Here is a 24,643-nt window from a genome sequence, read left to right on the forward strand (position 1 = left end):
AGATTAAAGCATGGTTGAAGTAGAGAAAGAACAGAACAAGGTTCCTCGTGCTTTACTGGTGGGGGAACCAGGCAACGACTTACAGGAATTAAAAGGTCTCGTTCAAACTTTAGGATTAGACATCATCCAGAGGCTCACGTTGAACCGTATGGAAGTTCAGCCGCAGTATGGTATTGGTACAGGCAAGGCACAGGAGATTAACGAACTTGCCCACAAAATTGAAGCCGACTGCATTATCTTTGATTTTAATATTGAGCCAAGAAAGCAGCGTAACTGGGAGGAGCTTACAGGGCTTTCTGTTTTTGACCGTCAGGAAGTAATTATCCGCATTTTTGCGTCACGCGCGCAGTCTAAAGAAGCTACGCTGCAGGTAGAACTTGCCCGCCTGCAGTATTCTTTGCCGCGCCTTGCGCATCTGCGTAACGATTTTGCCCGCCAGCGTGGTGGAGCATTCGGTGCAAAAGGTTCGGGTGAAACTCAGCTTGAACTTGACCAGCGCCGAATCCGTGAAAAAATTGCCCAGATTAAGCACGACCTGGCCGAAGTTGAACTTAACCGGCAGACACAGAGGAAGCAGAGGGGAAAACAGCCTTCCTGCGCGCTTGTAGGCTACACAAACGCCGGAAAATCTTCCCTTTTGAACGCTCTTACAGGTTCAGATGCCTTTGTAGAAAACAAGCTTTTTGCGACCCTTGATCCTCTTACAAAGAAGCTGCCTTTGAACGACAGTGCCGGGGTTTTGATTACCGATACAGTTGGATTTATCAGTAATCTTCCTCACCATCTGATTGACGCATTTAAGTCTACACTGGAAGAAGCCGCTACGGCAGATTTGCTGCTGCTTGTACTGGACGCTTCCGACCCGAATGCTGAAAGTCAGTATGAAACTGTCTGCGACGTTCTTGATGAAATCGGCGCAAACGAAAATCCGCGTATTCTTCTTTTGAATAAGATTGATAAATGTGATGACGAGACAAAGCAGCTTGAAAAACTGCGATTAAAGTTCCCGGATGCACTTTGTATCAGCGCAAAAGAGGAAATCGGCTTTGTTGACTTAAAGGATAAGATTTACAACATGCTTTACGGAGAAATCTGCAATTACGTTATTCCGGTATCCCAGGTTCTTCTGATTAATGAGCTCAGAAAATCAGGCTGTATTCAGACCGAAGAATGGCTGGACGACGGAGTTCACATTTCTGCAAGAGCTGTAGGAAGACTGCTCGCACTGGCATCGCCATTTGTGGTAGAATAAAGGCATGACAGCAGGCGGAATCAGAAAATTAGAAAAAACTCTTACTGTAATAGCAGGGGTGCTCGTCGTATTAATTGCGGCGGGCACTTTTATTGGTCTTGTAAAAAAAGGCGCTGCAAACGTTGATGCAGGCTCAAAATCTGCGCAGAACCTGATTTCTAAGGGAAAGGCGACAGCGCTCAATGCCCCGGTAAGCGACAGTGTAACTGCATATTTTGAACTCGGCACTATAAGGCTTTCAACAGCCCCTACAAAAAAGGACGAAAGCGCCACACTGGTAATTTCTCCCTGGCTTTCCTACCCTACCGGAGATGATGTTTTTTACGAAGAGCTTGCGAAAAAACGCAGCATCATAAAAGGACTTTTCAGCTCCTATTTTTCCGGCAAAACTAAAGCCCAGCTTTTAGGCAAAGCTGAAGAAAAAATAACACAGGAATTAATAGAAGAAATTAATGCCCGGCTTTCTCTTGGAAAAATAACGGGCATCAACTTTACAGATTACATTTTCATTGAATGATGAATTCCAACAACTTGCGCTATGCGCAAGTTAAACGAAGGTTCGGTTTCTTCGGAAGTTGGAGTTAATATTACGACCTTCGTATTAGTCTAATAAATTCTGAATAATATCGCTGAGGCGCTGGCGTTTCTTTTCTTCCTTATTGAACATACGGTTAATAAGGTGACGGTAATTCTGGTTTACCTTAAAGCGGACAAGACTTCCTTTTGCGGTAAGTTCTTCTTCCGGATGTTCCAGTTTTTCCAGGAATTCAAACTGATTTACACGTTCAAAGTTCTTAAATCCGTTTTTAGCGCAAATCAATCGTTCGAACTCGCGCATAATAAGTTCCCGGGCAAATTTTGATGCAAGCAGCTTCTGGTTATTTTCAACCTTAATTTCTTCTTCAGGATGATTATTCTGATTTGCGGCATTTCTGATTGCTTCAACAGAAGGAATAATCAGGGCACCAAGGCTGTTCTGATCCTGACCTACAACAATTGCAGTCTGAATATAAGGAGATTCTGCAAGTTTTGCTTCAATAGGGAACGGCTCAACGTTTTCACCGCTCTTAAGAACAATTGTATCTTTCTGGCGGCCCTTAATCATAAGTTCGCCCTTTACAGTCTGCATTGCAAGGTCGCCTGTATTAAACCAGCCTTCTTCATCAAGTACCTGGGCAGTAAGTTCAGGCTGCTTGTAATAGCCCTTCATTACGTTCTGGCCCTTTACGTAAAGAATACCCTTCTGACCTGGTGCAACAGCCTTTCCTTCTGTATCAAGAATTTTTACCTGATTGTAAGGAAGAGCCTGACCGATAGTACCCATCACCGGCGCAAAACGCTTTCGGGACGCAACAACCGGGGCAGTTTCTGTAAGACCATAGGCTTCAACTACGCGGATACCGATAGAGTTGTAAAAGCGGTCAAGGAAAGGTGGAAGTCCGCCGCCGCCTGAAATACCGCAGGCAAACTGACCGCCGGTAACTTCGCGGATATTCTTAAAATAAAGCTTATTTCCAAGGGCGCGGAGAGGAAGAAGGCAGAAATACGGCACATACAAAAGCTGGTTCAGACCAATCTTAAAAGCATTCTGAGCCTTAAAGAGAGGATGACGGCCTTTTATCTTTCCTTCCAGGGTAAGCGCACTTGCCGAGGCATTAGACAAAATCTTAAATAAAAGCCAGGCTGTTTTAGACTGTTTTTTAATCTTCTTGGAAATTGCCTGATAGATCCCTTCCCAAACGCGGGGAACACAAGGCATGAGCTGAGGGCGAACCTTTGCAAAATCTGTAATAAGAAGGCTTGTAACAGGCTTTGAATAGCAGAGGGTTCCCGCAAAATACATAACGTAAAACTCAAAAGCCCGCTGGTAAACATGCCAGATTGGAAGGATACACATACTGCGGTCTGCACGGTGAAAGTCAAAAATATCTGAAAGAGCCGGCAGCTGGCAGAGAAAATTATTGTGGGTAAGCTGTACCCCCTTTGGAACGCCGGTTGTTCCCGATGTAAATATAATAGTAGCAACTTCGTCAGCATGGATTTCTTCACGAATCTGCTGGTCGATAATTGTCGGATGCTCATTACGCCAGAGCTGACCCATTTTCAAAATCTGATCATAGCGGTAAAGATTACGGCCGCCAAGTTCGTATTTATCAAGAGCCTGGTTCTGAGTATCAATGATGATGATATTTTTCAGGGTCGGAATCTGGTTCATGCACTCACAGAGTTTTCCCAGTACAAAAGGATTTTCAACGCTTACAGTTTCGCACTCAGTAAAGCTGAGGATATAAGCCATTTCCTTTACGGTAACGTCAGTGCCGCGCGGAATATCAATTCCCCCTGCCGCCATAATACCAAGACTTACAACCTGCCATTCCTGGCGGTTATCGGCAAGGTGACCGATTCTATCTCCTTTTTTTGTGCCAAGCGTGATGAGGCCGCCCGCAAAATTGAGCATCTGCTCGGATAAATCTTTATATAAAACAGGCTGAAAAACGCCCTTAATGTCTTTAGAAAGCTGTGCCGGAGTTTCGGGATAGCGTAATCCCTGATGATAGAGTAAGTGTGGTAAGTTTTTTATAATCATATTTGATATTATGACATTTTTTGTTATTATGTCAATCTAAAAAAAAGCCACAGCTGGGACACAGATTAACACAGATGTTTTTATCTGTGACTCATCAGTGTGAATCTGCGGCTATTCTATTTTTGAAAACAGTTTAAAGTTTCGTGTATATTCATCATTATTTTCATACATAATCAAAGGCGCTTCTATTTTTAAGTCAGGCTTGTAGTTGGGGCGGGCTTCTATAAGCACCATTTCCGGGCTCTGATCGATTTTCGGGTAAACAAGCTGCATGCAGCGGGGAGTAAGGCGGTATTTTTCAAGAGCAGAAAAGATTTCCTGCAGGCGGTAGGGGCGGTGAATCATAAAAAAACTGCCGTTAGATTTTAAAAGCCATTTTGCCGCGCCCACAATGTCATCCAGCGAACACAATACCTCGTGTCGCGCAATAGTTTTTTCGTCGGTGGAGTTAGCCTTTGCAGCGGAAGGCAGCATATAAGGAGGATTAGACACAACTACATCAGCGCACTGGGCCGGGAAAGCGCCCCTTACATCCTTAATATCCCCTTCCACAATTTCAATCTGTTCTGTAGAAAGCCCGTTCAACTTCACGCTTTCCCGCGCCATCTCAGCAGCTTTCTTCTGAACTTCCAGCCCCGTAAAATGGCAGTCCCCTGCTCCGTGGGCGCTTTTCAAGTCCCTTGCCTTAGCATTCAGTAAAAGAGGCAGAATTCCGTTACCTGTTCCCAAATCAAATACGCGGTCGCCTTTTTTCAGCCTGGTAAAAGCCGAAAGCAAAACCGCATCAATTCCAAAACAAAATGCCGAGTCATCCTGAATAATTTTGTATCCGCAGGAAAGTGTGTCTGTACGCTGCATAATAAAACTGTAACAAAAGCGTACTATACTTTCAACATAACAGAACGTAAATTATCTAACTAAACCAGGCGCGAGGGGGAAGAGTGCTTTTACGTTGCATATTAATTTACTATTCTGTTAAAATATATATATGACTTTCGATAATCACACAGTTTACGTTTTAGACAGCTACGGACTCATTTTCCGCTGCTACTTTGCATTTATAAACAGACCTCTTACAAATCCCAAGGGCGAAAATATCAGCGCCCTCTTCGGATTTTTCAGAAACTTCCATTATATACTCGAACATTACAAGCCGGGCCACATCATCGCAGCAATGGATTCAAAGACAAAAACCTTCCGCCACGATTTTTACCCCGAATATAAAGCAACCCGCAACAAAACTCCGGAAGACCTTCACGCCCAGATTCCATGGATTTGCGAAATCCTTCAGGCTCTTGGCATTCCGATTTTGCAGTGCGACGGCTACGAGGCAGACGACGTTATTGCCACCGTTGCAAAAAAATGCGCTGAAACTGGCCGCACCTGCCGCATTCTTTCCGGCGACAAGGATTTGATGCAGCTTGTAAACGACAGCACCCAGATTCTTAAACCCGAAAACGGCGGCGGCTGGAAGGTGACCGGCGAGGAAGGTGTCATTGCAGAATGGGGAGTAAAGCCTGCCCAGCTGCTGGATCTGCTTTCGCTTTACGGCGACACTGCCGATAACATTCCCGGCGTTCAGGGTGTCGGCGTAAAAACTGCCGGAAAACTTTTGAACGACTACCAGAACCTTGACAGAATCTATGCCCACATCGACGAAATTAAGGGCGCCATGCAGAAAAAGCTTGTAGACGGCAAGGAAAATGCCTATTTTTCTCAGAAGCTAGTCCGCCTCTGCGACACCGTTCCCTGCGAAGAAATCGACAGGGCAATTTCCCAGCCGCTTAACCTTAATTTTGCTGCCGCTGCCACTGCCCTCGAGTCCTACGGCGCCCTTCAACCAGCAAAACAGTATGCTGAGCTGGCGGTAAAGGCAGGCCAAACTGTAACCTTGGAAGCAGCGGGAAACACCACTGCTGGACTCTTGGCTGCGAAGCAGACAAAGTCAGGTTCCGTAAAAGGCACTGACAACGTGGGAGGCCTTACGACGGAACCGACCATCGCTTCAGCCACTCAGGAAATCATTCCAATTCGCAAGAATGACACATCTAACTATAAAGCAATCACAAAGCTTGCCGACTTAGATGCCTACATCACTGCTTTCATCTCTTCCGGTACAAAACGCATCGCCTACGACTGCGAAACAACCAGCTTAGATACTCTCAACACCACCCTCGTAGGCTTCAGCCTCTGTTACCAGGCAGGACATGCTGTTTACGTTCCAATCCAGCTTCCAAGCGAAGACCTCTTCAACCAGACAGATTACATCGAACTAAAAGATGCCCTTACCCAGCTTCTTCGTATTTTCAAAAATCCGGACATTACCGTAATCATGCACAACGCAAAGTTCGACCTTAAAGTATTCTTTTCTTCTATTAATAAAGCATTTTCTCAGACCGAACTTACAGGCATCCTAAATAAGGAAAAAACTCTTGGCCTGGAATGCCGCCTTTTTGACACAATGATTACTGCCTGGCTTGAAAACTCGGACCGCATGGGCAAAAACGCATACGGCCTTGAATATCTTTGCGAAACAAAACTTGGCCTTGCAGGCATTGAATATGACGACATCGTAGAAAAAGGAAAAACTTTTGCCGATGTCCCGCTTGAAACAGCCTACGCCTACGCAGCCGAAGATGCAGATTTCACACTCCAGCTTGCAGACCACCTTACCGCCAGCTGGCTGACTCCGGGCGGTGAAACTGCCCAGAAACTTTTTGACCTTGAGCACACCCTGCTTCCGGTTTTAGCCCAGATGGAAATTACAGGCATTCATTTGGATTCAGCTTTCTTAAACACTTACAATGAAGAGCTTACAGAAAAACTGGCACAGGTGCAGGCACAAATCCATCAGACTGTCGGACACGAATTCAACATTGCTTCTCCAAAACAGCTTCAGACAGTCCTTTTTGATGAACTGGGACTTCCACGCGGTAAAAAGACCGCAACCGGCTATTCGACAGATACCTCAGTTCTGGAAGAACTTGCTGCCGTAAATCCTGTTCCAAAAATGATTTTGGAATACCGCGAACTTGCAAAACTCCAGTCTACATATGTAGAAACACTTCCAAAGCTTACAGACAGCGCCGGCCGCATTCATACAAGCTTTATCCAGACAGGAACTGCAACAGGCCGACTTTCATGCCGCGACCCTAACCTTCAGAATATCCCAGTCCGCAACGATGCCGGCCGCAAAATCCGCCAGGCCTTTACTGCACCAAAAGGCAAAGTACTTATTTCTGCCGACTACGCCCAGATTGAACTCGTTGTTCTTGCCCACCTCAGCGGCGACCAGAATATGTGTAAGGCATTCATAGAAGGAACTGATGTTCACCGGGCAACCGCCTCAATGATTTTTGGAGTTTCACCAGACTCAGTGACCCCGGAAATGCGCCGAACTGCAAAAACAATCAACTTCGGCGTAATTTACGGAATGAGCGCCTTCAGTCTTGCAAAAGACCTTGGAATCAGCCGCACCCAGGCACAGAACTTTATCGATATGTACTTCCGCACTTACTCCAGCGTAAGTTCTTTTATGACAAAAGTCATAAGCGATGCCGAAGCAACAGGCTGCGTAAGCACAATGTTTGGCCGCCGCCGTCCTATTATGAACATCAACAGCCGTAACAAGCTGGAAAAATCAGGTGCCGAACGTATTGCCAAAAATACACCTATTCAGGGTACCGCAGCAGACATCGTAAAACACGCTATGCTAAGCGTTACCCAGGCACTTACAGAGTCAAACAGTCCTGCCCGCCTTCTTCTTCAGGTTCACGACGAACTGATTTTTGAATGCCCGGAAGACCAGGCTACCGTTGACCAGACCATCGCCCTAATCCGCGATAAAATGGAAAACACCGTAAAACTTTCGGTTCCTCTCCGCGTAAGCATTGAGTACGGCAAAAACTGGGGAGAGTTCCACTAATACTTTTATGAAACTAAAGTCTCTTGGCAACAAAATCTCCACTTTCTCAATAATCTGCGTTACCGGGCAAATGGCGGCAGGCAAAAACTATGTCTGCTCCCAGCTGGAAAAATCCGGCTGGCATGCCACAGACCTTGACCTTACAGCCCACCAGGCAATAGAAGAATGCAAGGAAGAAATTCTTGCAGCTTTTAAGGGCGAAGCCGAAAGTTCGGGGCTTAGTATTTTAGACTCCAATGGCTCAATCAATCGCCGTAATTTGGGAAGGCTGCTTTTTAAGAATCCATCGCTTCTCGCCCGTCAGGAATCAATCATCTATCCTAAAATCATAAATCTTACAAAAGATTTTATCGCACAAAATCAAAAGGTAATAATAAATGCAACCGTACTATTCAAAACTCCTGAACTTATAAAGTTCTGCGATGCAATCGTTTTTGTTACAGCGCCCTTTTTCACTCGCCTTATCCGCGCACGCCGCCGTGACCAGCTGCCTTACCGTCAGATTCTCCGCCGCTTTCAGGCCCAGAAAAAGCTCTTAAAAGAATACAAAAAGACCGGCAAACAGATTATTTTTGTTAGAAATTTCTAAAGTGTTTTTTTCAAAAACCGATAAGTTAAACAAGGTGGCTAAAAGTTTAAAAGACTTTTAGTGAAAAGAGGAAAACTTATGGAAAACAAGAAAACATTATGGATAATTGCCGCAGTCGGAGCTTTCCTGCTCGTAGTTTTAGGAGCAGCATTAATCTGCTATTCACCGACCGCAAAATCATCACAAACCGTTGCAAGAGTTTCTCCTGCAGAACGCCAGAATAATATCAGAACAAATCCAGGTTTTGAAAATAACGGCTTTACTCCTGCACCATCTTCAGTTGAACATCAGTTGAACTTTCCTAGCCACGAACTTCCACAGCCTGGCGAACCACTCAAAGTAAACGAAGTTTACCTGGTTGCAGACAAGGCAAACGTTTACGAAATGCCTTCAAACGGAACAACAATTGATTTGAATTCGCTCAAGGAACTTAAAACAGAAGATTCAGAAAAGAATATAAATGTAACAGTCACATTTGCCGATCAGGGAAAACCTGCAGCAGATCGTGAACGCCCTCCACGTGATTTTGAAAAAAGCGCTCCAAGACAGGAAGTTGCTTCAAACTCAGCAAAGAGCACATCAGTTACAGCAAAAAAATCTGAAACTAAAAAGGCAGCAGCAAAACCAGCTGCAAAAGCTCCAGCAGGTCCAGTTAAATACTGGGTACAGGTTGCAGCCTACAGCAACAAAAAAGGTGCCGAAAATGCCCGCTCAACTTTGGGTACAAACCAGATTCAGGCAGACATTTTCACCTACAAAGACAATAAGGAAAACCTTTTCTACCGTGTGCGTGTAGGTCCATACACAACCAAGAGCGAAGCCGAATACTGGCGCCAGAAAATCGCCCGCATAAACGATTTCGCCAGCGCTAAAAGTTATGTTACAAGCACAAATTAGTAACGAACTTAGCGAACCCTAAAATCATAAAAAGGCAGACTTTTGGTCTGCCTTTTTTATTTTATTTGAAAAATTTTAAACTTTCTCATAATAATACCTGTCATATCTCAATATTCTCCCCGTTTCACGTCCTCCCGTGAAACACCCCCACTCTAAAAAAAAGGGAGGATTTTTTCAAATGAAAAAAATCGTTGGAATTTTAGCAGCTGCTGCTTTGGCAACATCTGCTTTCGCTGAAATCAATGTAAGCTCTTGGGGACGCACAGTTGTTATTCCTTTGAACTTTGCTGGAGAAAATGCAGACGGAGATAAGGAAGTTCTTTCAGGTGCTGGTGCTAACTGGGATGATGCAGCTGGTGGAAAAATGGGAAAAGACGGTGTTTCTTTCTCTGGTTCATCAGAAAATGCCGGTATGGCATTGGATATCGCTTATGCAGGTTCTTCACTTGGTGTAGGTGATAACGCTAACCTCTGGGTAAAACCAGTTGACATGCTTAAATTGACATTTGGTAAAGTTGACTATAACAACGGCCGCCAGGATTTCTGCTATGGTACATTTGATCACACATGGCGTCTCCAGGGAATGGCTGTAGGTGAAGGTCTTTCAGTTGGTGGACGTGGTGTTACAGGTTTTGTTGTAAACCTGAACCCAATCGAAAACCTCTGGTTTGACTATGCTGCTGGTGTAAAAGCTGACAAAGCATACAAAACACTCTGGGACGGAGCTTCTTTCGGTGTTGGATACAACATTCCTGAGGTAGCTAAAATCCGTGCAGTTGTAATCGGAAAAGATGGTTCATATGAAAAAGATGGTTCATATGTTAAACAGGTAACAAAAGATGGTAAAAATGTTGGTTGCCATGCAATCATCCAGGCTGCTGCTGATATCACAGCTGTAGAAAACCTCTTCATTACAGTTGGTGCATCTGTTCCAACAACATTCGGAAATGCTTACTCATTAAATTCTACAACAAAATATGAAACAACAAAATATAAGCTTGACGAAGATAAAGGTACAATCGTAGTAGATAAAGACAATTCATCTGGTAAAGTTGAAACAAACACAGCTGATAACGAATATATTAAGGCTTCTCTTGGTGCACGCTATACATTAGATATGCTTACATTCAACGCTTTGTTTGATTCAAAAATTGGTGTAGTATCTGGAAAGGCAAAACCTAACAGCGATGGAACTGAAGGTGACTATGAAAACAATGGTTTCGGTTATTTGCTCGGATTTGGTGTTGATGTAAACTTCACAGACTCACTTGCTTTGATTACAGACGTTCGTTTCACAAATGATGTATATCAGGGAGTTGTAGGTACAAAGACAAATAATGATGGTTCATCAGAAGCTATCTACAACCGCGGTAAGTTCGGTGCATATGTTGGTATTGAACAGAAACTTACAAACGGTGTATTTGGCGCTGGTGTTGAAATGGGTACAAACAAAGCAGTTATCGAGGCTTTGGACAACAGCTTCACAGTTGCTATCCCTCTCATGATCCAGGTTGGTCTCTAATCTAACACCTAAGTTAGCTTAAAACTAATCTACCACAGGCGGATTTCGTACGAAGTCCGCCTGTTTTTTATTTATAAGCAATATCGTTAAAAGAAAACAGGCGTTACCCGCATGGATACCGCCTGTTTAGCTAAATGACTTGTTCTAAGTCAGAAGAGTCAAATTAGAGTGAAATGTCGAGTACAACTGGTACAGCGAATGTGAAGCTCTGGAGCTTTCCTTCATCTGTTACATTGTCATGAACAAGAGAGTTTGTTACACCTTCGAAACCAATCTTAACATTTGCATTTGTGAGGTTGTGCTGTGCACCAACGTAGAAGATAAAGCGGTCAACTTTGTCAGCAAGTTTTGTAGCTTTTACAGCCTTTACAACTTCGCCTTTCTCATAATCAACTTTTCCATCTTTTGCACCGACTTCTGGGGTTCCAACAAAGATGTCGTTCTGGTAGCGAACATCGCCAACCAATGTCCAAGCATCTGTTACAGCGAAGTCTACACCAGCGCCAATAGAGAAACCAAATTTCTCATATTTAGCATCTGACTGAGCTTTTTCATCATCACGTGTAAGTTTACCATTGAAGAAACCGTGGAATGTCAATGCATTAAATGTATAGTGAGCACCTGCTGCAAGGTTGATTGAACCCATATATGCATCAAATGTTGTAGGAACTGCAACACCAAACTGTGCATCAAGTCCTTCTACACCTGTAAGCTGGAATGCAGCGTTTACAATACCAAAGTCTTTTTTATCACCGTCTTTGTTTTCTGCCTGATCCTGACCAGCAACCTGAGCCATAATTGTACCTACATCAGCGATTGTGTAAGCAACACCATAGCGTGCGTGGTTCCATACTTCATCATAGAAATCATACTGGCTTTCTTCTGCTTTGTAGTCCCATACAATTTCAAGACCTTCAATAGGTGTAATCAAAACCTGGAAGTTTGGCTGATGTGGGCGAGCGAATGCCAAGTCATCACCTTCGCTGCTAATTCCGTATGGACGAAGTGTGTTCCATGCACCATAACCAAAACCAAGTCTCTTCCATGGGTTATCCATTTTACCAGCAGAAATCTTCAAGAAGCTGAATGGTTTTACCCAACCATAAGCGTTATCTTTAGAGAAATCTTCTGTGTGGATATCTGTTACAACACCAGCATTTTCAGTTTCTGCAGAGAATGAAAGTCCAACACGACCAGTTGTTTTTCCTGAGTTTGTTCCACCCCAAGCTGCATCTGGTCCAACTGTTACCACGCGGTCACCATCATAAGCGATAGGTGCAAATGCCTGGTTAGCAGACAAGCCGATATTTACTTCAGCAAATGCAGTTGCAGCAAATGCAGCAGCTGCCATAATTCCAACGATTTTTTTCATTTGAAAAAATCCTCCTTTTTTTTTAGAGTTTAAGGAGGAAAATTTATTGCTTATAATTTAGTAGTATCTTGAGAAAATTTGGTATTATATTGAGTTTTTAATAAAACAAGTTATGGGGATTTTGCATATAAAATACACTTTTTATATGGGGATTTTGCATAATATTTCTTGATTTTGTAAGGGGATTTTGTATAATTTTATATATGAAAACATTCAAAAGGAAAATATGGACTAAGTTCAGTGAGTGGAAAAAAGAGTCGGAAGGTAATACGGCTCTCCTTGTAGAAGGAGCCAGACGAATCGGAAAATCAACCGCAGTCGAAGAATTTGCCAAACAGGAATATGAATCTTATATTCTCATAGACTTTTCTATTGCATCAAAGAAAATAAAAGACCTTTTTAATGATCTTTCTGACTTAAACGCATTTTTCAGGCTCCTGCAGTTTTATACTGGTAAGGAACTCATAGAACGAAAGTCACTTATTATTTTTGATGAAGTACAACTTTTCCCTTTGGCACGTCAGGCTATAAAAGTTCTGGTAAAAGATCATCGCTATGATTATATAGAAACAGGTTCATTGCTTTCAATCAAAGAGAATGTAAAAGATATTCTTATTCCCAGTGAGGAACGCTCTGTTCAGATGCATCCTATGGACTATGAAGAGTTCTGCTGGGCAATCGGACAAACAAATATTTATGAAATGGGGCGTTCAATTTGGGGAGAAAAGAAATCTCTTGGAGATGATGTAAATCGGGAACTAATGAGAACATTTCGTCTTTATATGATTGTTGGTGGAATGCCTCAGGCTGTTGATACCTTTCTTGAAACAAATAACTTCTGTAAGGTTGATCTTGTTAAGCGTGATATTCTCAAGCTTTATGAAAATGATTTTATGAAATTTGATTCTACAGGTCGTGCATCTCTTTTATTTGATTCTATTCCTGCAGAACTTAAGAAAAATGCATCTCGCTATCAGATTTCAAGTGTAATAGAAAATGCAAGGGCTGCTACTATGCTTGATCGTATATCAAAGCTTCAGGACTCTAAAACTGTAAATCTTGCCTATCATGCAAATGCACCAGAAGCAGGGCTGTCGCAGAATATCGATTTGGAAAAGTTTAAGCTTTTTGTTTGTGATACAGGACTTTTTGTAACGCTGTGTTTTAAAGACAAGGAATTTACAGAGAATATTATTTACGAAAAATTACTTTCAGATAAACTGCCGGCAAATCTTGGTTTTGTTTACGAAAATATTATTGCACAAATGCTTACTGCAAAAGGTGATAAATTATATTATCACACCTTTCCAAGTCAGACCTCAAATCATAATTATGAAGTAGATTTTATTATTTCCCGACAAAACAAAATTTGTCCAATAGAGGCAAAATCTGCAGACTATAAGAAGCATAAATCCCTGGATATTTTTACACAGAAATTTTCAAGGCATATAGGCACACGCTTTTTAATTTATACAAAAGAGTATCGGAAAGATAGTGATATCTTCTGTATCCCTATGTATCTTGTTCCATTTATTTAATAAAATCCTCTTAAAAATGACAAAAATTATATCGTTTTACCTTTGAAAAATGACAAAAATTATCTTAAAATACCTTTGAAAAATGACAAAACAGTAGTATGATTAGCGTGACAGGAGAATTTATGCTTTATCGAGAAATATGGCAGGAATTAAAAAACTGGAAAGAAAGAACTCATCATCCGCTGATTGTTCGAGGGCTCAGACAGATTGGCAAGACCTATATTGTAAAACAGTTTGGAAAGGAATTTTACGAGAACTGTATTTATCTGGACCTTCGTTATAATTCTGCCGTTCATAAAGCATTTGAAGGTGATTTCAATGTTGACCAGATGGTACTTTCAATTACATCTGTTGAAAAGGAAGCTCGATTTATTCCCGGAAAAACTCTGCTCATTCTTGATGAGATTCAGGACTGTCCGAATGCACGAAGTTCTCTTAAGTACTGGGACATAGATGGTCGTTTTGATGTAATTTGTACAGGAAGCTTTCTTGGCGTAAAAGGATTTCGAACTCCTTATAAACGTGGAATCCCGGTTGGTTATGAAGAACAGCTTACCATGTATCCGCTTTCCTTTCATGAATTTTTGATTAATGCAGGAATGGATAAAAAAGTTCTTGATTATGTTGAAAAATCGATCACAGAGAAAACTGTGATAGAAGAGACGATACATAACAGCATGAGATCTCTTTATCTTCAATATCTGATTACAGGCGGAATGCCGGAAGTCCTAAATACTTTTTTTGAGACTCATGATTTAAATGCAGTTCGTGAAGTTCAGCAGAGAATATTAAATTCTATAAAAGATGATTTTGGCCGCTACAAAGATGAAAAAGGTAATGATAAAATAAATGAGGTTCTCAAACTTCGTTCAGAGGCCTGTCTCAATTCTCTTCCTGCCCAGCTTTCAAAAGAATATAAAAAATTTCAGTACAGTCTTGTTGATGTAAAAGGGCATTCACCAGAAAAGGCTGATGGTCTGCAATATCTTGAAGATGTAGGACTTGTTGTTCGCTCATATAATACCAGACAGATTTCATATCCTCTTGAAGCAGAAAAAATATCGACCGAGTTTAAGGTTTTTTGTATTGATACAGGCTTATTAGTTTCTATGCTTGGAAATGATGTTCCTGCAAAAATTCTTAATGGAGATTTAGGAGCTTACAAGGGTGCTGTTGCGGAAAATATGGTTGCAGCAGCATTTGCAAAATCCGGACAAAGGCTTTATTACTTTCACGCGCCAAGCGGATCACCAGAGCTTGATTTTCTTTATGAAAAAAATGGTGAAGTTATAATTACAGAATGTAAATCTTCAAATAATCGTGCAACAAGCATGAAGTTTGTAATAGCGAATGCAAAAAAATATGGAAGTCACCCTGCAATAAAAATTGCAGATACAAATGTTGGAAAAGGTCCTGGCTATGATACCCTTCCACTATATGCTCTGGGCTTCATAAATGAAAAATCAGAAAAATATATTATTCCAGTAATTGATGTTAAAAATATAAAAATACCAGAATAATAATAATGCTTTCAATTCTACTGTCCTTTAGCGCAGTCAGAACTTCAATCCGTGGCTCAAATGAACTGAAAAGTGCCGTTACAGGTTTTAGTAAAATTGCAGTTACAGTAGAAGAATAAAAAACAGGCGGCGCCCGGGTGTGAAGGGTGCCACTTGTTATAACATCACAAATCAGATAAATCGAGTTTTGGTTTTGCAGGAAGCTGAAGAGAATCTTCATTTAAAAACATAGTCATATAAACAGGAAGGTATGTTACTTTTCCTTCTTTTTGAATATTAAAAGAACTTAAAACAAAGGCCTCCTCTATTTTGTAATCTTCATTAGAAAGAACATTATTTAAGGCAGAATGTTTAGTAAAATCTTTGCCGCTTTTTACTTCAACAGGAAGAACTTTGCCATTATATTCAATAATGAAATCCAGTTCCCCCTGAGTCTTACTGGCAAAATAATATAAGTCGTAACCATTTGCCGTAAGTTCCTGGGCAACTATATTTTCAAAAATGGCCCCACAATTTATTTCTTTTTCTTTATCCAAAAGTTTTATCTGTGAAGCGCGGCCATAACATGTAGTAAGAAGCCCCGCATCAGACATAAACAATTTGAAAAGATTACTTTGCTTATTGATTTTTAGAGGAATTACAGGTTCTGTTGTATTAAATACCGGCAGCGCAACTCCTGCGTCCATTAACCAGTTAAAGCTGTTTTCATAACGGTCAAATTTTAAATTTTTATCAAGATCTGTAAAAATATAACGTTTATTCTTCATATTCAGTTCAGAAGGAATAAGGTCATAGGTTTTAATCAGTTTAAGAGTTGATTTTTCTTCATAGTGAGTAAAATCCTGCTTGTACATTGCGATTATATCTTTGTGAATCTGACTGACTTTTCTAAAATCATTTTCATCGATATAAGACTGAACAGCCTGTGGCATTCCCCCGACAACCAGATAAGTATAGAACGCGTCCATAATTCTCTGATGAATAAAATCATCAACGGGCAAACGATTTACAAAACAGTCACGGAGTGTTTCCAAAGTTTCATCTTTTATACCCACAGCTTTAAGAAACTCCTGAAAATCCAGAGGATACATTTTTAATACAGAAAGATATCCCACCGGAGCAGATGTAAGATTCCGTAATTCAACACCAAGAAGAGAACCGCTCAGAACATAACGGAAAGTACCGTCATCAACCATAAATTTAATTGCAGTAAGAATGTCTTTGTAAACCTGACATTCATCGATAAAAATAATTGTCTTTCCTTTTGTCAGTTTCTTTTCTGTAGCAACAGTCAAACGCGAAATAAACTTCTGCATATCATTGGTACTTGCACTTTCAAAAAGAGAAACTAACTCCGGCTGTCTTATAAGATTGAATTCAACATAATCTGATTTTGTTGCCTTGAGCAATTCCCTTATAAGATATGTTTTTCCAGTCTGGCGTGCGCCTGTAACTAACAGAGCATTTTTTCCAGTTCTTAACCATTCATTAAATTTGTCTTCAAGCTTTCTTTTTAGCATAAAACGCCCCCTTTTCTAATGCAATTTAGATAATTTTTGCCCCGTTTTCTAAGGTATTTTAGGTAAAATCTGCCCCCTTTTCAATAATTTTGAATTGTAAATTTTGTAATTTTCTCAAGATAGCACCCAAAATTCTCAAGATACAACGGGTAAATGTGTCTACTTTTTAAGCTGTCATCCTCTAAAAAAAAAGGAGGATTTTTTCAAATGAAAAAAATCGTTGGAATTATGGCAGCTGCTGCTTTGGCAACATCTGCATTTGCTGAAATCAATGTAAGCTCATGGGGACGCATGGACGTTATTCCTTTGAACTTTGCTGGTGAAAACGCTGCTGGTGATAAAGAAGTTCTCTCAGGTGCTGGTGCAAACTGGGATGGTGCAGCTGGCGGAAAAGTAGGAAAAGACGGTGTTTCTTTCTCTGGTTCTACAGAAAATGCAGGTATGGCATTGGATATCCAATATGCAGGTTCATCACTCGGTGTTGGTGATAACGCTAACCTCTGGGTAAAACCAGTTGATATGCTCAAACTTACATTCGGTAAGGTAGACTATAACAATGGCCGTCAGGAACTCGCATACGGTACTTTCGCTCACACATGGCGTCTTCAGGGACTTAACCAGGGTGAAGGTGGATTCTCAGTAGACGGACGTGGGGTAGACGGTTTCGTTATTAACTTGAACCCAATCGATAACCTTTGGTTTGACTATGCTGCAAGTGTAAAAGCTGACAAAGCGTACAAAACTCTTTGGAATGGAGCTTCTTTCGGTGTAGGATACAACATTCCTGATGTTGCAAAGATTCGTGCCATTGTAATCGGAAAAGACGGTGATGGTCAGAAAACAAAGGATGGCAAAAATGTAGGTTGTCATGCTGTTATTCAGGCTGCTGCAGATATTACACCTGTAGAAGGCCTTTTCTTGACAGTTGGTGCTAGTGTTCCAACAACATTTGGTAATGCATATTCAGTTAAGGAAACTAAGTATAAGGAAGTAAAGTTAGGTGCTAAAGATGCTAAATATAATTATACCCCTACAGGTACATTTGATACTGATGGAAACGCACTTTATACTCGCACAGAAAGCGAAGCAGCAGTAGGTGGTACAACTTATTATGCTGTTGATGAAGCTGGAAATTATGAAAATGAAGCAATCAAGGCTTCTATTGGTGCTAACTACACATTGGATATGCTTACATTCCACGGTTTCTTTGATTCAAAAATTGGTGTAATTTCTGGACAGGATAAACGTAACGATGATGATACTGCAGGTGATTATAAAAACAGTGGTTTTGGTTATGCTGTAGGTCTTGGTGTTGATGTTGCATTCACAGACAGCCTTTCTTTGATTACAGACTGCCGCTTCTCTAACGATGTATATCAGGGAGTTGCAGGTGTAAAAGCAAATGATGACGGTTCTTATGACGCTGTTTACAACCGCGGTAAGTTCGGTGCTTACGTAGGTCTCTGCCAGGCACTTACAAACGGTTTCTTCGACGTTGGTGTTGAATTCGGTTGCAACAAGACTGTAATCCAGGCTTTGGACAACAGCTTCACAGTTGCTATCCCACTCCAGATTCAGGTTGGTCTCTAATCTAAACAACAGATTAGTTTAATCTAAATCTACCACAGGCGGTACCTTCGCGGGCACCGCCTGTTTTTTTTAACGAAAATATTTTTCGCCCACTTTTATTGACTGGTACAGACTGGTACACTTTATAGATTTATGCTAAAAATTTTATCTAAAATCGAAGTTTTTTTTCAAAATTTTTGTCAAAATTTGAATATCTTGGAAAGTATATATGTAGGAAATTTTATCTATAAAAATACTTTTCGAGGTTAAAATGAAAGAAACTAAATCACAAACACTTCCAAATGAAATCCATCTTAATGCAAACCGTAAGGTTAAGGACAGACTGTTCAGGCTTATTTTTGGCGGTAAAGATGAACGCAGTAAAACATGGCTGCTCTCATTGTACAATGCACTGAATAACACTGAACACACAAATATTAATGACATTGAAATTACAACCATTGAAAACGCTGTGTTCATCACAATGAAAAATGATTTGTCTTTTCTAATTGATTCCGAAATCCACCTTTATGAACATCAGTCTTCTGTGAATCCTAATATGCCTTTAAGAGGTTTACATTACTTTTCGCAATTATATCAGGTTTGGGTTGCACGACAGAAAACCGATTTATTCGGAGAAACAATTGTAAAAATACCAAATCCTCATTATGTTGTTTTTTACAATGGTTCAAAAAAACAGGACGATATCAAAAAGTTTCGGCTTTCAGATATGTTTATAAAAGAAGATAAATCTTTAGAGTTTGAGTGGACGGCTACTGCAGTTAATGTAAACTTCGGTCATAATAAATTACTTCAAAAAAAATGCAAACCATTGTATGATTATAGTGTATTTATTGCAAAAGTTCGTGAAGGTATAAGTAATAATCTTTCACTGGAACAGGCAGTAAAAGCAGCCGTAGACTATGCGATTAATCAGAACCTGTTAGACGGCTTTTTCAGGGAACATAAAGCGGAGGTTACAGCAGTGAGTTTAACAGAATTTGACCAGGAATTATACGACAACTGCCGTCGCGAAGAGGGCAAACAAGAAGGTATAGAAGAAAAAGCTGTAGAAGATGCAGTTTTGTTGATAAAGAAGTATAATGCCACTCCTGAAACAGCCGCAGAAGAAATGAAGGCTCCTTTAGATAAGGTGTTAGAAGCTTTGAATAAATAAAATACCACAGGCGGTACATCTCGAGTACCGCGTTGTTAAGTGGAATAAGGGTTACCTTGTTGTGATGACAAAATATTCTCATGAAGATGAACTTGAGGTTTCATATGACTGATTTAAAAAATATGAAAAAGAGTAAAATTCAGTAAATATAAAGTATTTTTTAGATAATAAGTGAAACTTACTGAAACTTAAATTATGCCCAATACGGAATATATTTTATATTCATAGAAAATATATTATTGAAGTTTTTTCTGTTCAATGTATTTATATATATTTTTCTTAAAATCACGAGGAGAATGAAAATCATAAGCACCGAAGTCTCCTGATTCATCAATAAAGATGCTTAAAATCTTCTTCTGCAAAGCTGTTTCTCCCCAAAAAAAATAGCGGGGTAATTCCCCGCCTTTCGGTGGACCCAGATCTTACGACCGGCCCATGTAATCTACTGATTACATTTTTATTTTTACATGAATTACAGTAATTGTCAATAAAAAATAGGATCAGGCAAATGTAACGTTTTTCTGAGATATTTTATATAGTTTTGTAACGTTTTTCTAAAATATAATACATAATAAAAAAAGCAGGCGGTGCCCGGGAGGGAACCGCCTGTGGTAGATTAAGTAGTTTCTAAATTAGGATTAGAACTCAACCTGAATCTGAAGTGGGATAGCAACTGTAAAGTCGTTTGTCTCAGCTCCAACGATTGTCTGGTTTACACCGCATTCAACACCGAAGTCGAATTTAGCATTTGTAAGCTGCTGGCAGAGACCTATGTAACCACCGAATTTACCGCGGTTGAAGCCCATTTTGTACTCTTTATCTGAAGCATTTTCTTTTGTTAAAGTACCTGTTGCACCAACATATTCAGCATTGCAGAAGCGAACATCTGTAATCAATGTTAACATATCTGTAAGAACAACATCTGCACCTACACCTGCTGCATAACCAAATCCGTTGTATTTGAAGTCAACACTAGTTCTAGAACCTTCAATAGCTGAAAGGATTCCAAATTTTGTATCCAAAACAGCGTGGAATGTTACTGGGTCAAGTTTATAACTTGCTGCAGCTGATGCACGGAATGTATCAGCCTGAGTTGCTTTCAAAGCTGATGTATCAGATAAATCAAGTGTACCATATTTACCAAAAGAAGTAGGAACAGAAACACCGAATGTCATGAACAAGTTTTCTACTGCAGTGATATCAGCTGCTGCTGCGATAACTGCATAAGGACCTGCATTATTACCATTAAGATTTGTCACTGAAACATCATCGAATTTTTTGTTCTGTGTAGTAGCTGTAGCACTACCGTCTTTTCCGAATACAACTACACGGAAGCTACCAAGACCTTCTTTGTCATATCCGATTCCATAAGAAGCGTTTGACCAGAATGTTTTGTATGCGCGGTCATCCTGCTGTACGTCACAAGATGCATCAATCCAAAGACCTTCAACTGGAGTAAGTTCTACAACGAAACCTCTTGCAGCACGTCCACCAATAGCCAAACCATCACCAAGATCCTTGAAGTTATCTCCCTGGAAACGCCATGCGTGATCATAATGACCATAGCAGTGAGCCTGTTTTCCCTTGTTGTAATCAATACGACCGAAAGAAAGCTTAAGCATTTCTACAGGTTTTACCCACGCGTAAGCGTTATCACCGCGATCCAAACCAGAGTTGCAGTAAGCTAAATCCAAAGCGAAACCAGCATTTTCTGAAGAAGCAGAGAATGAAAGACCATTTTTTCCCATTGGGTTTTCACTAGCTTTTGTCCAGTTAGTACCACCGTATGAGTTGATGCCATCATCATTTACGAAGTTGAATGGAATAACATCCTGACGATTCCAAGAACTGATATTGATTTCAGCGAAAGCAGATGTTGCCAAAGCAGCAGCTGCCATAATTCCAACGATTTTTTTCATTTGAAAAAATCCTCCTTTTTTTTTAGGCCTCAAAAGAGTCAACGACTTTTTTTTATTTGATACCTTTTTATGTTTAAAATGGTAGCACAGCCAAAATGGCAAGTCAAGAAAAATAATTAAAAATTCATTCAGTTTTTGTAACTTTTCAAAGAAAGTTCTGTTATATTTCATTTTGCGTTAAACTGGGGGTGGCTTAGCGGTAAATTAGGGCAGGCAATCGGTTGCATTTCGCAGGAAATCGGTTGCAGGAAGGTGCCAAAGCGAAAATAAAAGCGCCGCTTTTACCTTTGGAATTATTCCCGTAAAAACGGCGTGTTGAATGGATAACGAACGGTAGTTATTGAGATGAAGAAAGAACATGTGTTTGATTTTTAGCAATTTCTTCAACGGTTTCTACAGGAAGCCCTAAAGAATCTGCAATCTGTTCAAAGGAAAGAGTATTCAGTCTTAGAAGATTTTTTGCAGCTTCAATTGCTTTCTGCTGGGCGCCTTCTTCGCGACCTTCGTTACGAATTGTTTTTTCGTATATTTCGCGGTCAAATTCTTCAAACATTTTACCTAAAACCCCCTGTTTTTGTTCTTTGAATAAATCATCAAGAAGTCTGTCATTTATTGCATCATCAACAGCAGCCATAATTGCTTCATTTGGATCTTGATGGTCATCAAGAATTCTTTTCCGAACATTTGCTATGAAACTACTATAATCATACAACGCTTTGCATCTTTTTTGAAGTGCAGGATTACGACCTGCATTTATGTTTAATACTGTACAAGTCCAAGCCAATAATCGAAGAAGCGTTAAAAAACACAAATACGGCAGTGCTTTTGTTTAGCTTCATCGTGTATATAGCTCAGTCTGAGACTATGCGAGGACTGTCAAATTTTCAAATATCGGCCGTCGCTCGCAAGTCTCGCTCCGAGCTGTTTTCTTGATAATCCTAAAAAATTGCGCTGTCGCACAATTTTTCTTAACGGATTCCCGATATGAAGCATATTTGGATTGACGGAACTTTGATGTTCAAAAAGATTCATTTCAGAATCAATAAGAAATGACAAGTCTTCCTTTACCTCAAGAAAGAGAGCGTTCTCCAGAGTGGTGATTTTGAGTTCATTGATGTCTGTGTAGTTCGTATCATTCAAGGCATTGTAAAGAGAAAGAAGCCAGCGCTTGCTCCTGTCATCTTCACCGCTAAAAATGAAACGGAACAATGAGTCCTTGTGATTACGGTTAGGCTTTGCATCAATCTGATTTTCATTGATTGTTAGGTTTTGCGTTTCCATTAAAAAACTCCTGTTGATTTATAGTTTGGAATTATTTTTCCTTAACTATAAATTCCCTCAGATAATGGAGTTTTGACAAAAAATACGAAAAAAAGGTTTTGAAATTTTGAGAAAATATTGTGAAATGACTATACGTCAGGTCAGGATGATGGGTAACTGGAAGGTGGCAGCGGGCAGGAGCATGGAGCCATGCCGGAGGCAGCCCGAAGGGCCGCGTGGCAGCAAGTGGCGGAACGCGACTGGGTGTTTTGTCCCGCCTGCAAAATGGTAAAATTTAGATACGGGAAGCTTCTTCTACAGGAACAGAAACAATTTCTTTTACCTTCTCTTCGGTCATTTTTAATGATTTGGCGATAAGCTCTATTGAAACGCCATTTTCATACAAGGCACGGGCGGCTTCAATCGCTTTCTTTTCCTGACCTTCTTCAAAGGCCTCTTCACGCTGAACGGCGATATCGGTTTTGTAATCATATTTGGCACAAAGCATATTAATTACCTTCCGGGTCTTTCTATCAAGATAATTATCCTTGTCTTAGAGAGCAAGGTATGGTATATTTAAATAGTAAGGCACTTCGCAGTTATGCGTCTTGCCTCCGTTTTTGGTTAAAGACCGCCACGAGGGTTCAATGCTGTGGCGGTCTTATTTTTTACTCAATTCTGTCTCTGCGTTTGCGGAGGTAACTAAGTAATTCAAGAATCAGAATAGCAAAATTAATTGCCAACGAAAGTTTTTCGTAAATCGTCATCTGCTTAGCCTCCAAATCAATTATTCCGGTAACCCCGGTTTGAGCTTGGAGGCAAAACCGCCATTAACTTCGAAGTGCCATTTTTAATTCTAACATAATCAATTTATTATTACAATACAGTTTAGAAGTTATATACGTAAAGTATAATTATTTATTATCATATAAATAAAAAAATATTCTTTCTGAATTATTCGTTAGGACGGGCTGACTGGTAACTGGAAGGTGGCAGCAGGCGGGAGCATGAAGCACCTGCGAAGCAGCCGACCGCAGGCTGAACTTGTTTCAGCCGAGGACGGTGAGCGCCAGTGAAGTGCAGAACGCGACTGGGAGTTTTGTCCCGCCTGAAAAATAGTAAAGTTTAGATATGAGAAGGTTCTTCTACAGGAACAGAAACAATTTCTTTTACCTTCTCTTCGGTCATTTTTAATGATTTGGCGATAAGCTCGATAGAAACTCCGTTTTCATAAAAGGCACGGGCTGCTTCAACAGATTTTCTGCGTTCACCTTCATCCATGGCATCTTGAATTGCTAAAGATTCAAACATATAAAGCTCCTTGACGGCTTCTTTTTGTTTTACAGTTTTAACTGCGCTGTCAATTTCTTTTGTAAAAGAATCACCAGCCGTTCCATTTTTAATATAATTCAGAAATGTTCTGATTTCAACATCTTTTTCCTGGTCTGCGGCCTCTGCATTAAAAAAGAATTTATGAGCACCGTCGCCCAGAAGAATATTATTATCTTCCTGACAGGTTTCAAGATAGCTGTACACGGGGAGATTTTTCCCCACTGGGTCATGCTTGCAGATAAAGACTATATAACTGTCTTTCAGATTTTTATATTTTTCACCTTTCATAAGTGCATTTGCATCTACCATTGACTGATAGTAACGAAGTCGTCGTGGTAAATCATCTTTATTCTGGCTCTGCATATCTAAATCAAACACTCTGTTACTGTCTTTAACATAAACATCAAGCCTTATACCTTTTGACTGGTAGTAAGGTTTAATTTTCTTTTCCAGTTCCACTCGTTCAATGTGGTCAATTTTGATTTTGAGCAGACGTTCCAAAACGCCTATACAGATTTTATCATCCTGCATCACCTGATTAAACATAAAATCATCACTGTATTCCAGTTCTTCGATTGGTTTAATTTCTGACATTTAATACCTCTTCTTTTGAAATAAATTTCTCATTTATATACTTTCCACGCTTGTCAAATTTTGACAAAAT

The 24,643-nt window shown here is 40.3% G+C and carries 20 protein-coding genes; 10 read left to right on the plus strand and 10 right to left on the minus strand.

Annotated features, from left to right (window positions below; genetic code table 11):
* The first annotated feature begins 10 nt into the window (after positions 1–10).
* Positions 11–1,252, plus strand: coding sequence for a GTPase HflX (gene hflX / locus T530_RS0103955; RefSeq protein WP_027727912.1), 1,242 nt, complete (start codon positions 11–13; stop codon positions 1,250–1,252).
* Positions 1,253–1,256: 4 nt separating this feature from the next.
* Positions 1,257–1,769 carry a flagellar basal body-associated FliL family protein gene (locus tag T530_RS0103960; protein WP_027727913.1) on the plus strand — a complete coding sequence of 171 codons (513 nt, stop codon included), beginning with the start codon at positions 1,257–1,259 and terminating at the stop codon, positions 1,767–1,769.
* Between the two features lie 84 nt (positions 1,770–1,853).
* On the opposite strand, the gene T530_RS13430 is transcribed toward T530_RS0103960, so the two are convergent.
* Together T530_RS13430 and T530_RS0103970 are read right to left on the minus strand one after the other, a co-directional pair.
* A complete protein-coding gene (locus tag T530_RS13430) occupies positions 1,854–3,839 on the minus strand; it encodes a long-chain fatty acid--CoA ligase (RefSeq protein WP_051537810.1) in 1,986 nt (661 codons plus the stop codon).
* 111 nt (positions 3,840–3,950) lie between these two features.
* Positions 3,951–4,697, minus strand: coding sequence for a tRNA1(Val) (adenine(37)-N6)-methyltransferase (locus T530_RS0103970; RefSeq protein WP_038073610.1), 747 nt, complete (start codon positions 4,695–4,697; stop codon positions 3,951–3,953).
* Positions 4,698–4,827: 130 nt separating this feature from the next.
* Here T530_RS0103970 and polA point away from each other — a divergent pair, with 130 nt between their 5' ends.
* From polA to T530_RS0103995, 4 genes are all read left to right on the plus strand, one after another.
* Positions 4,828–7,764, plus strand: a complete 2,937-nt coding sequence (polA, locus tag T530_RS13435) for a DNA polymerase I (protein ID WP_038073614.1) — start codon at positions 4,828–4,830, stop codon at positions 7,762–7,764.
* 7 nt (positions 7,765–7,771) lie between these two features.
* Positions 7,772–8,353 carry a dephospho-CoA kinase gene (gene coaE / locus T530_RS13440; RefSeq protein ID WP_051537811.1) on the plus strand — a complete coding sequence of 194 codons (582 nt, stop codon included), beginning with the start codon at positions 7,772–7,774 and terminating at the stop codon, positions 8,351–8,353.
* A 78-nt stretch (positions 8,354–8,431) separates the two neighbouring features.
* The gene (locus T530_RS0103990; RefSeq protein WP_027727915.1) at positions 8,432–9,250 is read left to right on the plus strand and encodes an SPOR domain-containing protein; all 819 of its coding nucleotides are present in this window, start codon (positions 8,432–8,434) and stop codon (positions 9,248–9,250) included.
* A gap of 178 nt (positions 9,251–9,428) precedes the next feature.
* Entirely contained in the window at positions 9,429–10,772 is a 1,344-nt protein-coding gene (locus T530_RS0103995; RefSeq protein WP_027727916.1) for a hypothetical protein, read from the plus strand.
* A 163-nt stretch (positions 10,773–10,935) separates the two neighbouring features.
* On the opposite strand, the gene T530_RS0104000 is transcribed toward T530_RS0103995, so the two are convergent.
* A complete protein-coding gene (locus tag T530_RS0104000; protein WP_027727917.1) occupies positions 10,936–12,144 on the minus strand; it encodes a hypothetical protein in 1,209 nt (402 codons plus the stop codon).
* Positions 12,145–12,347: 203 nt separating this feature from the next.
* Here T530_RS0104000 and T530_RS0104005 point away from each other — a divergent pair, with 203 nt between their 5' ends.
* Positions 12,348–13,682: an ATP-binding protein gene (locus T530_RS0104005; RefSeq protein WP_027727918.1), complete on the plus strand. Its 1,335-nt coding sequence runs from the start codon at positions 12,348–12,350 to the stop codon at positions 13,680–13,682.
* Positions 13,683–13,804: 122 nt separating this feature from the next.
* Positions 13,805–15,202, plus strand: a complete 1,398-nt coding sequence (locus T530_RS0104010; protein WP_027727919.1) for an ATP-binding protein — start codon at positions 13,805–13,807, stop codon at positions 15,200–15,202.
* 164 nt (positions 15,203–15,366) lie between these two features.
* Here the strand turns inward: T530_RS0104010 and T530_RS0104015 are convergent, their stop codons facing one another.
* Entirely contained in the window at positions 15,367–16,722 is a 1,356-nt protein-coding gene (locus T530_RS0104015; protein WP_027727920.1) for an ATP-binding protein, read from the minus strand.
* Between the two features lie 207 nt (positions 16,723–16,929).
* On the opposite strand from T530_RS0104015, the gene T530_RS0104020 reads away from it, so the two are divergent.
* Together T530_RS0104020 and T530_RS13445 are read left to right on the plus strand one after the other, a co-directional pair.
* Positions 16,930–18,312, plus strand: a complete 1,383-nt coding sequence (locus T530_RS0104020; protein WP_027727921.1) for a hypothetical protein — start codon at positions 16,930–16,932, stop codon at positions 18,310–18,312.
* 250 nt (positions 18,313–18,562) lie between these two features.
* Positions 18,563–19,468, plus strand: coding sequence for a hypothetical protein (locus T530_RS13445; RefSeq protein WP_051537812.1), 906 nt, complete (start codon positions 18,563–18,565; stop codon positions 19,466–19,468).
* A gap of 236 nt (positions 19,469–19,704) precedes the next feature.
* Here T530_RS13445 and T530_RS15290 read toward each other — a convergent pair whose 3' ends face one another.
* From T530_RS15290 to T530_RS13465, 6 genes are all read right to left on the minus strand, one after another.
* Entirely contained in the window at positions 19,705–19,830 is a 126-nt protein-coding gene (locus tag T530_RS15290) for a hypothetical protein (protein WP_256380929.1), read from the minus strand.
* 276 nt (positions 19,831–20,106) lie between these two features.
* The gene (locus tag T530_RS0104035) at positions 20,107–21,387 is read right to left on the minus strand and encodes a hypothetical protein (protein ID WP_027727922.1); all 1,281 of its coding nucleotides are present in this window, start codon (positions 21,385–21,387) and stop codon (positions 20,107–20,109) included.
* A 337-nt stretch (positions 21,388–21,724) separates the two neighbouring features.
* Positions 21,725–22,021 carry a hypothetical protein gene (locus T530_RS13450; protein WP_038073618.1) on the minus strand — a complete coding sequence of 99 codons (297 nt, stop codon included), beginning with the start codon at positions 22,019–22,021 and terminating at the stop codon, positions 21,725–21,727.
* Between the two features lie 242 nt (positions 22,022–22,263).
* Positions 22,264–22,668 carry a hypothetical protein gene (locus tag T530_RS13455; RefSeq protein ID WP_051537813.1) on the minus strand — a complete coding sequence of 135 codons (405 nt, stop codon included), beginning with the start codon at positions 22,666–22,668 and terminating at the stop codon, positions 22,264–22,266.
* A gap of 274 nt (positions 22,669–22,942) precedes the next feature.
* On the minus strand, positions 22,943–23,155 hold the full coding sequence (locus T530_RS13460; RefSeq protein WP_038073621.1) for a hypothetical protein: 213 nt from the start codon (positions 23,153–23,155) through the stop codon (positions 22,943–22,945).
* Between the two features lie 617 nt (positions 23,156–23,772).
* Positions 23,773–24,573 (minus strand): Rpn family recombination-promoting nuclease/putative transposase, encoded by an 801-nt coding sequence (locus T530_RS13465; RefSeq protein WP_051537814.1) that lies wholly within the window; start codon positions 24,571–24,573, stop codon positions 23,773–23,775.
* Positions 24,574–24,643 lie beyond the last annotated feature (70 nt).

The organism is Treponema sp. C6A8 (genome assembly GCF_000619925.1).
Taxonomy (GTDB): Bacteria; Spirochaetota; Spirochaetia; order Treponematales; family Treponemataceae; genus Treponema_D.

What these genes read in the sequence shown, in the direction of transcription:
- T530_RS0104035 (WP_027727922.1), bottom strand. Translation starts at nt 21,387, where the DNA reads ATGAAAAAAATCGTTGGAATTATGGCAGCTGCTGCTTTGGCAACATCT.
- T530_RS0104015 (WP_027727920.1), bottom strand. Translation starts at nt 16,722, where the DNA reads ATGCTAAAAAGAAAGCTTGAAGACAAATTTAATGAATGGTTAAGAACT.
- T530_RS0104010 (WP_027727919.1), top strand. Translation starts at nt 13,805, where the DNA reads ATGCTTTATCGAGAAATATGGCAGGAATTAAAAAACTGGAAAGAAAGA.
- T530_RS0104005 (WP_027727918.1), top strand. Translation starts at nt 12,348, where the DNA reads ATGAAAACATTCAAAAGGAAAATATGGACTAAGTTCAGTGAGTGGAAA.
- coaE (WP_051537811.1), top strand. Translation starts at nt 7,772, where the DNA reads ATGAAACTAAAGTCTCTTGGCAACAAAATCTCCACTTTCTCAATAATC.
- T530_RS13430 (WP_051537810.1), bottom strand. Translation starts at nt 3,839, where the DNA reads ATGATTATAAAAAACTTACCACACTTACTCTATCATCAGGGATTACGC.
- T530_RS0104000 (WP_027727917.1), bottom strand. Translation starts at nt 12,144, where the DNA reads ATGAAAAAAATCGTTGGAATTATGGCAGCTGCTGCATTTGCTGCAACT.
- polA (WP_038073614.1), top strand. Translation starts at nt 4,828, where the DNA reads ATGACTTTCGATAATCACACAGTTTACGTTTTAGACAGCTACGGACTC.
- T530_RS0103995 (WP_027727916.1), top strand. Translation starts at nt 9,429, where the DNA reads ATGAAAAAAATCGTTGGAATTTTAGCAGCTGCTGCTTTGGCAACATCT.
- T530_RS13465 (WP_051537814.1), bottom strand. Translation starts at nt 24,573, where the DNA reads ATGTCAGAAATTAAACCAATCGAAGAACTGGAATACAGTGATGATTTT.
- T530_RS0104020 (WP_027727921.1), top strand. Translation starts at nt 16,930, where the DNA reads ATGAAAAAAATCGTTGGAATTATGGCAGCTGCTGCTTTGGCAACATCT.
- T530_RS13445 (WP_051537812.1), top strand. Translation starts at nt 18,563, where the DNA reads ATGAAAGAAACTAAATCACAAACACTTCCAAATGAAATCCATCTTAAT.
- T530_RS0103990 (WP_027727915.1), top strand. Translation starts at nt 8,432, where the DNA reads ATGGAAAACAAGAAAACATTATGGATAATTGCCGCAGTCGGAGCTTTC.
- hflX (WP_027727912.1), top strand. Translation starts at nt 11, where the DNA reads ATGGTTGAAGTAGAGAAAGAACAGAACAAGGTTCCTCGTGCTTTACTG.
- T530_RS13455 (WP_051537813.1), bottom strand. Translation starts at nt 22,668, where the DNA reads ATGGAAACGCAAAACCTAACAATCAATGAAAATCAGATTGATGCAAAG.
- T530_RS0103960 (WP_027727913.1), top strand. Translation starts at nt 1,257, where the DNA reads ATGACAGCAGGCGGAATCAGAAAATTAGAAAAAACTCTTACTGTAATA.
- T530_RS13460 (WP_038073621.1), bottom strand. Translation starts at nt 23,155, where the DNA reads ATGCTTTGTGCCAAATATGATTACAAAACCGATATCGCCGTTCAGCGT.
- T530_RS13450 (WP_038073618.1), bottom strand. Translation starts at nt 22,021, where the DNA reads ATGGCTGCTGTTGATGATGCAATAAATGACAGACTTCTTGATGATTTA.
- T530_RS0103970 (WP_038073610.1), bottom strand. Translation starts at nt 4,697, where the DNA reads ATGCAGCGTACAGACACACTTTCCTGCGGATACAAAATTATTCAGGAT.